The 14,016-nt window shown below is 69.4% G+C and carries 9 protein-coding genes; 4 read left to right on the top strand and 5 right to left on the bottom strand.

Features of this window, described 5'->3' with window-relative positions; translation table 11 throughout:
• Window position 1 precedes the first annotated feature (1 nt).
• The gene (gene mutA, locus RPIT_RS12485) at window positions 2–1,873 is read right to left on the bottom strand and encodes a methylmalonyl-CoA mutase small subunit (protein WP_077343744.1); all 1,872 of its coding nucleotides are present in this window, start codon (window positions 1,871–1,873) and stop codon (window positions 2–4) included.
• Between the two features lie 309 nt (window positions 1,874–2,182).
• On the opposite strand from mutA, the gene RPIT_RS12480 reads away from it, so the two are divergent.
• Window positions 2,183–3,055, top strand: a complete 873-nt coding sequence (locus tag RPIT_RS12480) for a PDDEXK family nuclease (RefSeq protein WP_077343743.1) — start codon at window positions 2,183–2,185, stop codon at window positions 3,053–3,055.
• A gap of 98 nt (window positions 3,056–3,153) precedes the next feature.
• Here the strand turns inward: RPIT_RS12480 and RPIT_RS12475 are convergent, their stop codons facing one another.
• The 3 genes from RPIT_RS12475 to RPIT_RS12465 are packed head-to-tail and all read right to left on the bottom strand — an operon-like array spanning window position 3,154 to window position 6,361.
• Window positions 3,154–4,776, bottom strand: coding sequence for an ABC transporter permease (locus RPIT_RS12475; RefSeq protein WP_077343742.1), 1,623 nt, complete (start codon window positions 4,774–4,776; stop codon window positions 3,154–3,156).
• Complete coding sequence (locus RPIT_RS12470; protein ID WP_077343741.1) at window positions 4,773–5,663, bottom strand: ABC transporter ATP-binding protein; 891 nt, start codon at window positions 5,661–5,663, stop codon at window positions 4,773–4,775. Before RPIT_RS12470 ends, RPIT_RS12475 begins: the two co-directional genes overlap by 4 nt.
• 35 nt (window positions 5,664–5,698) lie before the next feature.
• A complete protein-coding gene (locus tag RPIT_RS12465; protein WP_077343740.1) occupies window positions 5,699–6,361 on the bottom strand; it encodes a TetR/AcrR family transcriptional regulator in 663 nt (220 codons plus the stop codon).
• An 85-nt stretch (window positions 6,362–6,446) separates the two neighbouring features.
• On the opposite strand from RPIT_RS12465, the gene RPIT_RS15450 reads away from it, so the two are divergent.
• The 3 genes from RPIT_RS15450 to RPIT_RS12450 are packed head-to-tail and all read left to right on the top strand — an operon-like array spanning window position 6,447 to window position 12,455.
• Window positions 6,447–10,295, top strand: a complete 3,849-nt coding sequence (locus tag RPIT_RS15450; protein ID WP_176789316.1) for a PD40 domain-containing protein — start codon at window positions 6,447–6,449, stop codon at window positions 10,293–10,295.
• Window positions 10,285–11,415, top strand: coding sequence for a glycerate kinase (locus RPIT_RS12455; protein WP_176789317.1), 1,131 nt, complete (start codon window positions 10,285–10,287; stop codon window positions 11,413–11,415). Before RPIT_RS15450 ends, RPIT_RS12455 begins: the two co-directional genes overlap by 11 nt.
• A gap of 41 nt (window positions 11,416–11,456) precedes the next feature.
• The gene (locus tag RPIT_RS12450; protein ID WP_077343739.1) at window positions 11,457–12,455 is read left to right on the top strand and encodes a DNA topoisomerase IB; all 999 of its coding nucleotides are present in this window, start codon (window positions 11,457–11,459) and stop codon (window positions 12,453–12,455) included.
• Window positions 12,456–12,479: 24 nt separating this feature from the next.
• On the opposite strand, the gene RPIT_RS12445 is transcribed toward RPIT_RS12450, so the two are convergent.
• Window positions 12,480–13,937, bottom strand: coding sequence for an alpha-amylase (locus tag RPIT_RS12445; RefSeq protein ID WP_077343738.1), 1,458 nt, complete (start codon window positions 13,935–13,937; stop codon window positions 12,480–12,482).
• Window positions 13,938–14,016 lie beyond the last annotated feature (79 nt).

Below are 14,016 nucleotides of genomic sequence, written 5' to 3'. Positions count from 1 at the left end.
ATCAGGCTCCCAACTTGTTCAGGGTGTTGGTCAGCAGCTCGACCACGTCCATGCCGTCGAACACGTTGCCGTCGACAGCGGCGTCGCCGCCCTCGCCCAGCTCCTTGATCTGACCGGCCACGAGGACCTGTTCGGCGCCGGCCGCGCGCAGCGCCTCGGCGACGGCGACGCCCTGGTCGGCGTAGACCTTCGCGCTGGAGCAGAGAACGGCGATGGTGGTGCCGCTCTCACCCAGCTGGCGGGCGAAGTCCTCGGGCGTGCTGCCCTCGGCGACGACGGTCTCGATGCCGCCCACCTGGAAGAGGTTGGCGGTGAAGCCCTCGCGGCCGCCGAAGTCACGACGGGCGCCCAGGCAGGCCAGCAGCACCTTCGGCGGATTGCCGTCAGCGCGGGCGCTGGCGGAACGGTCGCGCAGGTCCTCGAAGACCTGCGAGTCGCGGAGTTCCTGCAGGCCGCCGAGTTCGGGGGCGTCGGGGCGGGCCTTCCGTTCCACCGGCTTCTCGGTGTAGTTCGGGAACATCGACACGCCGGTCAGCGGCACCTTGCGGGTGGCGAGCGCCTTCGCACGGGCGGCGTTGAGCTCGTCGAGCTGGGCCTTGACGGTGCCGTCGGCCAGCTTGGCGGCGAAGCCCTCGCCGTCGAGACCCTGGAACACGGCCCAGGCCTTCTCGGAGAGCTGGTCGGTGAGCGACTCGACGAACCACGAGCCGCCGGCTGGGTCGTTGACGCGGCCGACGTTGGATTCCTCGGCGAGCACCACCTGCGTGTTGCGGGCGATCCGGCGGGAGAAGTCGGTGGGCAGGCCGGCTGCGGTGTCGAACGGCAGGACCGTTTGGATCTCGGCCCCGCCGGCCGAAGCGGCGAACGTCGAGATGGTGGCCCGCAGCATGTTGACGTAGGCGTCATCGCGCGAGATCTGCCGGAGCGAGGTGACCGCGTGCTGGATCGCGCCGCGCTTCTCCTCTGTGACGCCGAGCACTTCGCCGACGCGCGACCACAGACCGCGCAGGGCGCGGAGGCGAGCGATCGTGGCGAACTGGTCGGTGGTGGAGGAGACGCGGAACAGGATCTTGCCGAAGGCGTCATCGACGCTCAGACCGGCGTCGACCAGCGCGCGGACGTACTCGACACCGACGGCCACCGCGTAGGCGAGCTCGTGGATGTCGCCGGCGCCGGCGTTGTGGTAGACGGTCGCGTCGACGACCAGCGGGGTGACCTTCGGGAAGTCCTTGACGAGATCGAGGGCCTCGGTGATCACGGTGAGATCGGCGTCGGTGCCGGCCAGCGCCGCAGCGCCGATCGGGTCGATGCCGAGGTTGCCGCTGATGGACGCCTTATCCTTGTCGCTGGCGGCGAAGTGCTCGACCAGGGCCTTGGCTGCCTCCAGCTGCTGTGTCTTCGACGTCAGGTAGACCGGGGCGAGGTCCAGGAGGACGTCGCTCAACACCGTCGGGATGTCGGCCACTGCCACGGCGTCGGGGTCGACTCGGAGGTAGACGGCAGTGCCGCCGCGCTCCAGGTCGGCGAGGACGGCGCGCCGGGTCTCGGCGGCGTCGGGGTCGTCGTGCATCTGGGCAACGTGCCAGGCCTCCATGGCGCCGGTACGCACCGTGGTGCCGCGGACGAACGGCGCGACACCCGGGAACCCGAGGTCGTCGTCCACATCATCCTTGGTGTAGAGGGGCTTGATCTCGAGCCCGTCCACCGTTGTGCTGGTCAGGCGCTGGTAGGCCTGCTCAATGCTCAGTTCCTTGCCCTCAGGGCGCTTCCGGTTGAGGACCTTCAGGACCTCCTTCTCCCAGTCAGGTAGGGAGGGGGTCTGAAAGTCCGCGGCCAGGCTGATGTCGGCCGCACTTGTAGCTTGATCGCTCATCGCTCTCCGTCTTTCTCGGGGCTCACACCCACCCTTAGAGCCTAGACCAGAGGAGGGTTGCGGATGCCTTCGGGGGTGACTAGCCGCTGGTCGCGGCAAGCAATGATGCGCCGATAGGCGGTTTTGGTAGGACCAAATCATGGAGTCGCCGGTTCACCCACTGGAATTGCGCTCGACGCACCCTCTGAGCGTGAACACACGCTCAGACCTGCACGCGAGCGCAACAGGAGAGAGTGCACTGGGTTATCCACAGCCCAGGCGGTGCGTGGAAATCAGGGCCGAGTTCTGTCGACCGTGTTCCTTGTGAACATGGACATCGACACGCTGCTCGACCGGCATGGCTTCCTGTCGGTATCGGAGCATCCCCGCCTCAAGCACGCAGTGGCGCACCAGGTTTCGGTCGGTCGACTGGTGAGGCTGCTCGGAGACAGCTACGTCGAAGCCAGCACGGCGGAGTCTTTCGAACTGCGGGTCGCTGCGGCACGGCAGACCTACCCCAACGGAGTCTTGGTCCGGGAGACCGCGGCCAGACTCTCGTGGTGGCCGGAGCTGAACGTGCCCGCGGTTCAAATGGCCCAGGCAGGAGCAATCCGGAGGTGGGGGTTCGCCTTCGAACGGCGGGAGATCCCCCACGAACTCAAGATCTGGAACGGGGAGCACTTCATCACCAACCCTGCGTTGACGGTCTTGGACCTGACCGACACCCTCGGGGGAACCGCGATCGATGAGGCGCTCCGGCGCTCCGCGGTCACCCTGGATGACTTGCGGCATGCGTTGGACTGCACCCCGCGGAGGCGGGGCAACCGCCTCCGCGCGAGGTTGGTCGCCGAATCCAGGGACGAGCCCTGGTCCCCACTCGAGAGGGAGGCGCACGTGATGCTCCGCCGCTCCCGCGTCCCGGGTTGGGTAGCCAACCATCCGGTGGAGATCCGGGGTCGGCGCTACTACCTCGACCTCGCGGTCCCCGATCTGAAGCTCGCGGCCGAGATCGATGGCTGGGAGCACCACAAGACGCTCCAGAGCTTCATCGCCGATCGGGAGAAGTGGAACGATCTGGCCCTCGACGGATGGCTACTGCTCCACTTCACAGCCCGAAGCCTCGAGGATCTGGTACCCCAGCTGAGGCAGGCCTACGCGATCCGGGAGGCCGAATTGCGGAGCGGGATACGGTTGACCCTCTGAAATTGCGCTCGACGCCACCTCTCAGCGGGGACTCTCGCCGAGAGGCTCCATCGAGCGCAATTCCAGAGGGTCGAGGGCCGATATCCCTTCTGGCGCGCTCAGTGGCCGGGGATGTCTCGGCGCGGGAAGCGCCACAGCGCGACCGCGATCAATGCGGCCGCGACAAGGAGCTGCACCAGCACCGGGGCGAGCGTGAAGTCCTCTGCCGGCATGGCGGGGGTGTGCTCGAACGGGGAGATCTGGCGGATCCAGGTCGGGACCTGCAGCATGTCGCCGAACAACTCGATGAGCGCACCGGCGATCACCGGGATCCAGGTGAACACCACGAACCGCGGGCCCAGTGCGTGCAGTGCGGCGGCGAGTCCCAGCACGATCAGCACCGAGGGGATGCCGGCCGCCGCGCCCGCCACGGCGTCCCCGACCAGCGAGAAGTCGTCCGTCACCGCGCCCGCAACGAGCCCGGAGGTGACAGCGGTCACCAGGAGCAGGGCGGTGCTGACCAATCCCACCACCAGCAGGTGACCAGCCATCCAGGACGCCGGGCGGACCCCGGTGGCGAGCACCGGCTCGGCCCGACCCTCCGTCTCCTCAGCCGCCACCTTCGTCCACGCGATCACCGCGAAGATCGCGATGAGAGTGCGGAACATCGTGATGGTCAGCGTCGAGTAGCCCTCGAGCGCGGCATCGGCCCCGCCCATCAGCTGCTGGAAGATCGACGGCAGATCCTCGAACGCGTCGACCATCGCCTGCGAGAATGAGCCGTACATCAGCGCTGCGAGAGTCGCGCCGACAGCCCACCAGAACGACTGCGAGCGCTGGATGCGCCACGCCAGGGTCAGCGGGCCGCGCAGCCAGGAGGGGGCCGTCGCGCGACCGCGCCGGGGCTGCAGGATGCCCGCGCCGACATCGCGTCGCGCCGAAAGAACGAATCCGACCGTCACAAGCACCGCAGCCGTGCCGAAGAGGAGCGCGACCGGCCACCACCGATCGTCGACGAATACGCGCGTCTGCTGCGCCCACGCCAGGGGTGAAAGCCACGAGAGCCACGTGCCGTGTTTCCCCGGACCCGCGGCCATGTCGCCGACGCCGCGGATGACGAACGACGCCGCCAGCACCGCCCCGGCCAGGCCGCTGCCGGCCGAGGAGAACGCGCTCAGCTGGGAGGTCACCGTCGTCACGCCGGCGAAGACGAGCCCGAGGCCCACCGTCGCGACCCCGATGAGCAGGGACGACGACGGGTCGCTGTCGAAGGCGATCAGCGCCGCCGCGGCGAGCACACCGACGATGACGTTGGCCACCAGAGCCAGCAGCAGCGTCGACGTGAGCGGCGCGAACCGCCCGACGACGCTCGCGCGGACGAGCTCCGCGCGCCCGGTCTGCTCCTCCAGCCGGGTGTGGCGCGAGACCAGCAGGATGTTCATCAGTGCCACGAACACCAGTAGGTACAGCCAGTAGACGCTGCCGAAGATGACCTGGTGGGTCAGCTCCTCCGGCGGCACCGTCGTGCCGTAGCCGGGACCGGTGAAGAGCGTGAGGGCCGGGTTCGCGAGCATCCCGGTGATGACGGTGAGGTCCTCCGGGTTGGCGAAGACCACCCGGTAGATCGACATCATGTAAGGCACGAACGCGGCCAGCGCGACCACCCAGATGGTGAGCTTCACCCGGTCTCGGCGCGCGGCGAAGCGCAGCAGCGACCCGGTGGCGGTCAGGCTCTGGCTCATCGGTCCGCGTCCCCGTAGTGGCGCAGCAGCATCTGTTCCAGCGTCGGCGGATGGGCGACGATCGAGCGCAGCCCGGCCGTCGTCAGCCGCTGCATGACCGGGCCGATGTGTTCGCCGTCGACCTCCATCGTCAGGCGGTCGCCGGTGAGGTGGACGTCGTGGACGCCGGGCATCTCGGCGATGCCGTCCGGCGCCTGGGCGGTCGTGGCTTGCACGGTCGTGCGCCGTAGGTGGCGCATCGAATCGAGCGTGCCGGTCTCGACGATCGCGCCCTCGCGGATGATCGAGACGGTGTCGGCTAGCGCCTCCACCTGCCCGAGGATGTGGCTCGACAGCAGCACGGTCGCCCCGCGGGAGACGAGGTGGCGCACCTCGTCCTGGAAGATCGCCTCCATCAGCGGATCGAGGCCGGAGGTGGGCTCGTCGAGGATGAAGAGGTCGGCGTTGCTGGCGAGCGCGGCGACGAGCGCCACCTTCTGCCGGTTGCCCTTCGAGTAGGTGCGGCCCTTCTTCGTGCGGTCGAGGTCGAAGCGCTCGCTGAGCTCGGCCACGCGGGCGGGGTCGGCATCGCCGCGCAGCCGACTGAGCACGTCGATCGCCTCGCCGCCGGTCAGCTGGGGCCAGAGTTCGACGTCGCCGGGCACGTAGGCGATCCGGCGGTGGAGCTCGACGGCGTCGTGGATGGGGTGGCCGCCGAGCACCCGGGCCTCGCCGGAGTCGGGGCGGAGCAGGCCGAGGAGGACGCGGATCGTCGTGGTCTTGCCGGCCCCGTTGGGGCCGAGGAAGCCGTGCACCTGTCCGCTGTCGACGTCGAGTGTGAGCCGGTCGAGGGCGACGGTGCGGCCGAAGGTCTTGGTGAGGTCTCTGATTTCAATGGCGTTGGTCATGGTGTGCCTTGGTTGGGGTGGGAGGGGGAAGGGGCTCACGCGGCGGGGGGATCAGGGTCGGTGATGCCGTCGCCTGGGACGTCGACGCCGAACGCCGCGCGCAGCTGGTCGAGCATCCGTGAGTCGGCGAAGAGTCCGTGGGTGAAGAGGTCAGTGGTGGCCAACGAGTACCGCCGCAGCACGTCGCTGTCGAACATCGTCGCGCCGCCGAGTCGTCGGGCCACCTGGCGTTCGAGGGTCGTGGCCCCCAGGCTGAAGGCGACGAGCACGGTCACCATGGCCTCGAGGTCGGCGGGGTTGCGCAGCGTGCCAGCGGGGACACCGACGGCGAACATCTCGCGCGTCAGCTGGCACATGGCGTCGAACAGGCGCTCAGCGTTGTCGCCACCCTCGCTGATCGAGGCCGCGATGTAGGGGTAGAACGGCTGGAACTCGGCCTGCGCGCGCATCGTCCATTGGAACGCTTCTTGCCCGCTCAGCGCTGCGGTCTTGGAGGCGGTGAGGCGGTCCATCATCCACTCGTCGCAGGCGCGGCGCAGGCCGTCCTTGCTGCCGAAGTGATGGATGACAAGGGCCGGGGAGACACCGACCTCCTCGGCGATCTGACGGATGGTCGTCGCCTTGACGCCCTGGCGTCCAAACAGGCGGATTGCCGCGTCGCGGATGCGGGCGTGCGCCTGGAGGTCGGCTGAACTCATGTTCAATAGTCTGAACGTGTGTTCAGTTGCTGTCAAGGGCAAGTTGACTGTTCCTACGAGCGTGTTCGTCGCGTACCGTTACGCCATGAAAGCCCCCCGACGTGTGTGGGCGGGGGCCGCAGCACTGGCGCTGCTCGCCTCCGCGCTGGTCAGCTTCACGCCCGCGTCCGCCGATGATCCAGGCACGGAGAAGGTGTCCGTCAGCACCGGTGGTTCGCCGGGAAACGGCACCAGCCACAGCATCGACATGTCTGCGGACGGGCGCATCGTCGTTTTCGGGTCCAGCGCGACGAACCTCGTCCCAGGCGGGACGTCCACCTTTGACATCTACGCCCGCGACCGCGATGCGGGCACCACTCAGCTGGTGAGCGTCAGCGCCACCGGCGGCGCGGCGACCAGCACGAGTCTGTGGCCATCCATCTCCGACGACGGCACCCGCGTGGCGTTCTCCTCGATCGCGAACAACCTCGTCCCGGGAGACGACAACAACACCGCAGACGTCTTCGTCCGCGACCTCCGCACCAACACCACCATTCTGGTGAGTGCATCCCTCGACGGTGGTGTCGCCAACGGCCGCAGCGAACGCCCCACCATCTCCGGCGACGGCAAGCACGTCGTGTTCCTCTCATCGGCCACGGACCTGGTGGAGGGGGCCACCGAGGGGCTCGGCCAGGTGTACCTCCACCACCTCGACACTGGCGAGACCGAACTCATCAGCAAGTCGACCGCGGGGTCGCCTGCCGGCGCCGTCGCGTCGGACCCCAGCATCTCGGCCGACGGCCGCTACGTCGCGTTCCGGTCGTTCGCCTCCAACCTCAGCGACGACCCCGGCTACCTCTTCGTCCGCGATGTCGAGGCGGGCACTACTCGCGTGATTCCAGGCAGCCTGTCGAACCAGGACCAGGCGCCCACCATCAGCTCAAGCGGTCGGTTCGTCTTCAGCCACCGCCTCTACACCGGCCGCTCGGTCTACGACCGCTCCACCGGTCAGTCCACCGTGGTCAACATCCCGTCCAGTTACGCCACCTCCTGGGCGCGCTGGAGCGATGATGAGCGCTGGCTCGCGGTGTTCATCGAGGATGCGCTCCGGTCGGGTACCTACCGGCTGTGGGTCTGGGACCGGCTGACGGGCGTTGCCCGCGAGGAGTCCAGGACCGACGGCGGCGCTCCCGTCGCGGAGGGTTCGGCCGGGGTGCCCACATTCGGGCCGCCGGCCATCAGCGCCGACGGCGGCCTCGTGGGTTTCTGGAGTTCCTCCGACGGCGTGGCGCCCGGTGACGTCGGCGGGTACCGCGACGTGTTCGTCCGGGATCGAGGCGACCTCCTCGGTCCCAATGTGCGGGACGTGGCCGTCGAACCCGCGGCTCCGCAGATCGAGGAGTCCTTCACGATCACAGCGGTTGCCGACGATGCCGCTCGCGGGGGCTCGATCGTCGCCGCCGCCGAGTACCGCGTGGGGTCGGGCGACTGGCAGCCGATGGCTGCAGTTGACGGTGCTTTCGATGAACAGACCGAAGAGGTCAGCGCCGAGTTCGCCGACGGGTTGCTGGCCGGGACCACCGACGTGTGCGTGCGCGCCGTCGATGGTCAGGGCAACACATCGGCCCCGGTATGTACCGGCGTGGAGGTGGGAGACATCTCCAGCCCCGTCGCGGTCACGGTGGTCAACGTCAACTCGCCATCCCCGCCCTTGTACGAGCCGTTCGCCCGTATCGACATCACGGGCGGCGAAGTGGCCCCCGACTACAACGATCCCGGATATGACTCGGTCGACGACCCCCGCGTCCGTTCCGACGTCGAGGGCGACGGTGACCTGTTCGCGACGTGGGGCACCGAGATCCTCACCAGCACCCGCGTGGGGATCATGATGGTCGACGTAGGCGTCGTCGGTCCGCTGGAGAGCCGGGTGCGGCTGGACCTCAACCCGCTGCCCGGTGCAACCCAACTGGTCTTCACGGTCGATCTGCTCACCGGGGAATGGTGGGGTGTCGACGGCAACGGTGACGAGTTCCGGGCGCCGCAATCCTGCATCAAGGCTGCCGACGCACCGGAGGAGGGTACGTTGCCCGGCCACGTCTGCCTGGCTGTGTCCACCTTGTCGACGTCGGGCGACCTCGACGCCGACGGGCTCTTCGACTCCTGGGAGACGTGGGGGCTCAGCACCACCCCTGATGTCGACGTCGAGGTCGACCTACCGGGATGGGGCGCGACGCCCGACCACAAGGACCTGTTCGTCCAGTACGACGTGGATGACGGCGCGCTCTTCACCGCCGGCGTCGAGGACGGTCTCGTCGCTGTGCAGGAGGCCTTTGCCCTGGCGCCGGTCGACGCGGGTGGAACCCCCAACCCGGACGGGCAGCCGGGGATCCGGCTCTGGATTGATTCGCCGGCCGCGGATCCGCGGCTGAAGTTGGCGGGCAGCACGCTGGCTCTCGTCGACGCGCCCTCCATCTGCTCGGTGCACGACGACGCTTTCTACACCGTGAAGAACGCGGTCTTCGACCCCGCGAGACGGTGGGCGTTCCGCTGGGGTTTCAAGGGAGACCCGAGCGAATGCTCGTCGGGAGGCCAGGCCGAGATCGGGGGCAACGACTTCCTGGTGCTCAACAAGGACAGGAAGACGACCTGGTACGGCCGCCCCTGGCCTGGCGGTGAGACGTTCATGCACGAGCTCGGTCATGCTCTGAACCTGCGCCACGGGGGGTTCGAGAACCTCAACCAGAAGCCCAACTACCCCTCGCTGATGAACTACCGCTATTCCTTCGCGCTGGCCCGTCCGGGCGCTGGCGACGGTTTCCTCGATTTCTCGCCGGTTCGTGCGGCTGAGGTGCAGGGCCAGCCCCTGACGCGTCCGACGACCATTCTGCCGCCGCTCGACGAAGGTGCGGTGTTCCAGGGTGAACTGCTGACGGACGAGCACGAGGTGGAGCTCTGGTGGGCAGACCTGGGCTGCGGCCTCGCGATCGTCGACGCCCGCAGCCCGTTCGACGTCGACCCGCTGCGGGCTGGTCCCACCGAGGCGGTTCGCCACAGCGGCATAAACGCTGACCCGGATGAGCTGCCCGACGCGTGCACGGCGTTGCGGTTCGACCCTCCGCAGGTGCACCGGGACCACAACGACTGGGCGGTGGTCCAGCTGCCCTTCGACTCCCTCAGCGACCTCGCCGACGGCCCGACCAACCCCTCCGACGACGAGGACCTGCCCACGGACGAAGAGATCGAGCGTCTGCGCGAACTGGCCGCGACCGTCGACCTCAGCCTCACCGCGGGGGGTCCCGCCGAGCCCGTCGTCGGCGCGGCCGCCATCACGGTGGAGGTCAGCAACCTCAGCCCACGGCCGGCTGGCGGTGCCATCGTCGAGGTGGACGTCCCCGACGGCCTGGTGCTGTCTGGGTGCGACGACGACGTCTGCCGGTTCGATGCCTTGGCCGGTGGCGCGGTTGCCGAGCGTCCGCTGACGCTCACCGGCCCGCCGGGTAGCCACGACCTCACCTTCAAGGTGGTCGGCGAGCGGATCCTCGAGGAGGATCCACTCAACAACACAGCCACGGTGACGGTCGTGTTCGCCGAGGTGGAGCAGTCGCCGAGCCCCTCGCCGTCGCCGAGCCCGTCTCCGTCTCCGTCTTCGTCTCTGTCGCCGTCGCCGTCTCCGAGTCCCTCGCCGTCGCCGAGCGCTTCTCCGTCCTCGGAGCCGAGTCCTTCTCGGTCGACGACACCAGTTCCGAGCAGTTCAGCGACCCCGCAGCCAACGTCGACTCCGACCACGCCCGAGCCGACGGCGCCCGTGGGCACGGCCTCGCCCGAGCCTCCGTCGCCGGGACTCCCGCACACCGGCACCCCCGACGGGGGATCGGGAGCGCTGGCGATGCTGGGGATGCTCGTGGCTGCGACCGTTGGGATGAGTTGGCTGAGAAACCGTGGGCATGCCCGCTGAAGGGGCACGTCGGCTGAACGTCGTCGTCGCGCCCGACAGCTTCAAGGGCAGTGCCCGGGCCGACGACGTCGCGCGGGCGATGTCCGACGGTTGGCTGGCCGCGCGCCCCCACGACCACGTCCTGCTCCGACCGATGGCCGACGGCGGCGAGGGCACGCTGGAGGTGTTCGCCTCCGCCGTGCCCGGTGCGCGCTGGGTGCCGGTGACGGTGGCGGGGCCGGTCGGAGAACCGGTCGACGCCCGTTGGCTGTGGTTGCCGCCCGCCGAGGACGCGCCGGGCGGGACGGGCGTCGTCGAGCTGGCCTCGACGTGTGGGCTGGAGTTGCTCGGCGAGCGCCGGGCGCCGTGGGACGCGCGCACCACCGGGTTGGGTCAGGCGATCCGCGCGGCGCTGGACCACGGGGTGTCGCGGCTGGCCGTCAGTATCGGGTCGAGCGCCTCGACCGACGGCGGCGTCGGCTGCCTGACCGCGCTCGGCTACGCGTTCCTCGACGGCGATGGGCGGCAGATCGCGCCCGGCGCGCGGGGGCTGGCCGATGTCGATCGCGTCGACCGCAGCGGCGCCGTCGCCCTGCCACCCGGAGGGGCGACGGTGCTGAGCGACGTCACCAACCCGCTCACGGGTCCGCGCGGAGCCGCGGCGGTGTTCGGGCCCCAGAAGGGGCTCGCGCCGGGCGACGTCGCGGTGGCAGACGAGGGGCTGCGCCGGCTCGCGCGCGTGATGGGCGGCGACCCGTCCGCGGCGGGCGCCGGGGCCGCCGGGGGGACAGGGTTCGCGCTGATGGACTGGGGCGCGGAGCTGCGCCCGGGGGCCGTCGAGGTGGCGCGACTCATCGGCCTGGCTGAGGCGGTGTCGCGGGCGGACGTCGTCATCACGGGAGAGGGCTCGTTCGACGACCAGTCGCGCGGCGGCAAGGCGCCCGGGCTGGTGCTGGCGGAGGCACGAAGATCGGGGGCCGCCGTCGGGCTCATCGCCGGCCGGATCGCGCCCGGGACCGACTTGACCGGCATTGCCCAGCACCTGACGCTCGACGCCCTCGCCGGAGACGTCGAGGCAGCCCAGCGCGACGCTCTGCGCTGGATCGCCGAGGCCGCACAACGCCTGGGGCGTATGTGGTGATTCCGCCCCGTCGGGGGACCGGCGCGGCGTAGCATCCCGCCATGGCAAGACTTCGCCGCGTCAGCGCCCGCATGCCCGGCTTTACCCGACGCAAGCGTGGCAAGGGGTTCAGCTATCTCGACGCCGACGGCGACGCGCTGCCCACCGAGGAGGTCGAGCGCATCAGGTCGCTGGCCATCCCGCCGGCCTGGACCGACGTCTGGATCTGCCCCTACCCCAACGGGCACCTGCAGGCCGTCGGCACCGATGACGCCGGGCGCCGGCAGTACCTCTATCACCCCGACTGGCGCAAGCGCCGCGACCGCTCCAAGTTCGACCGCGTCGCCGCCGCCGCGGAGATGCTGCCCACCGCGCGGCGTCGCATCACCGCCGACCTCAGGCAGGACGGCATGCCGCTCGAACGCGCGGCTGCGTGCGCGGTCCGGCTGCTCGACGTCGGGTACTTCCGCATCGGCAACGACGCCTACACCGACGCGCACGGGTCGTTCGGGCTGACCACCCTCGAACGATCGCACGTCCGCAGGCGGGGCAGTGACCTCATCTTCTCGTTCGTCGGGAAGTCGGGCATCAGCCACACCATCGCCGTCGACGACGCCGACGCGATCGCGGCGCTCGAGACGATGCGCGCTCGTCGCGACGACAGCCCGCGACTGCTCGCGTTCAAGGGGGCCGACGGTTGGCAGGTGCTGAGCAGCGCCGACGTCAACGGCTACCTCGCGGAGCTCTTCGGCGGCGCGCTCACCGCGAAGGACTTCCGCACCTGGCACGCCACCGTCATCGCGGCGGAGGTGCTGGCGCTGGCGGAGGAGGAAGGCAGGTCCAAGGCGTCGCGGAACCGCGCCATCAAGCAGGCCGTCCACGAGGTGGCCGGTTATCTCGGCAACACCCCGACGGTGGCGCGCAACTCCTACATCGACCCACGGGTCATCGACGCCTACGAGTCGGGCTCGACCATCGGCGACGCGGCGACCAAACGCTACAGCTCAGCGCAGGCCCGGCAGACCGGCCTGGAGAAGGCGGTGCTCGACCTCATTGGCTGACGTGGCCGGAGCGACGCCGTCGGGTCAGGCGCTGCGCAGGTTGACGTGCAGCGCGACGGCGGACATCGGCGAGACCGGCACCGTCACCTTCCCGTCGGCGACGATGAACTCACCGTCAGCGCAGCGGTCCTCGGCCCCGGAGGGAGGCAGGTCGGCCGCGTTGCAGTAGGCGCCGTCGGGCAGAGACGTGGTGAGTTCGGGGCTGACGTCGAGCGTCGAGTTGCCGTTGATGACGATGAGTCCGCGGTCGCCGCGGTCGAAGCCGATCGCGTAGCCCTCGCGCCAGAGGTCGCCGATCGGCTCGTCGCCCACCACGGCCACCCACTCGGCCATGCCCGCGTCGGTCCGGTGCTGGCAGAGCCAGTCACCGGGAGCGGGATCGTCCGACGGCGTGGCGCACTCGACGTCGTCGACACCGCCGTCGGTCTGGGGCGCGCCCTCGTCACGGTCGGTGAACGCGTACCCGGAATACAGCACCGGGGTGCCGTAGGGCTGGGCCAGCAGGAGGTAGTTGGCCACGCGGTACTTGTCGGCGTCCTTGTAGGAGAGGGTCTGGCGGTTGCGCTCGGTGTCGTGGTTGGTGACGAACGTGTAGGCCTGCTCGGAGGGCACCTGCCCGTCCTTGAGGTCCAGGGCCCGGTGGAGCGCGCCGCCCGGGACTAGTCCGGCCAGGTCCTTGGCCACCTGGAAGGCGAAGACCGAGCCGATCTCCAGGTAGTCCTCCGGCTGGATGGGCTCCGACGACGCCCGGATCACCTCGGAGATGATGATCGGGTCGCCGGACAGCTGGTCGACGATCTCCTGCACGTCGCGGTGATGCATGTGCTTGGCGGCGTCGATGCGGAAGCCGTCGACGCCCAGACTGGTGAGGTCGTCGAGATAGGACACGATCGTGGACTGCACCTCGGGTTCGCCCGTGCGCAAGTCGGCGAGGTTGCTGAGTTCGCACTCCTGCACTTCCTGCTGGTCGACGTAGTTGACGATGTCTCCGCCCGGGGTGTCGCAGGTGTGGAAGTCGTCCGGACCGTAGAGGCCGGGGTACTCGTAGTGCGTGAACTCCGTGCCGGCGACTCCCGTGCCGCCGTCGATCCCCGCCATGTGGTTGATGACGGCGTCCGCGATCACCTTCACTCCCGCCTCGTGGCAGGTCGAGACCATCTCCTCGAACTCGTCGCGGGTGCCGAGCTTCGACTCGAGCTGGTAGCTGACCGGCTGATACGACGTCCACCACTGCTCACCGACGATGTGTTCCTGGGCGGGTGAGAGCAGCACGAACGCGAACTGGTTGGGGCCGAGGACCTCGGTGCATTCGCGGCCCACGGAGGGCCAGTTCCACTGGAACAGTTGGACGCCCACCTGTCGTTCCGGTTCGACCGAGAGTATGGATGGGGTGGGCGTTGGCGTCGTCGTTGCGGTTGGTGTCGACGGCGAGCAGCCGACGACGGCGACGAGGGCGGCGAGCGGAAGAGCGAGGCGGCGCATTGAGCCATTGTATTAGCGCGGTCGGTGGTCGGGGCTGTGCGCCGCGTTGCGGGGCTCGGCGCGTCCTCAGCCCGTCGTC

It is taken from the genome of Tessaracoccus flavus (assembly GCF_001997295.1).
GTDB lineage: Bacteria > Actinomycetota > Actinomycetes > Propionibacteriales > Propionibacteriaceae > Arachnia > Arachnia flava.
Note: the sequence above shows the minus strand (reverse complement) of the source record. Positions and strands in the feature narration are given on the sequence as shown.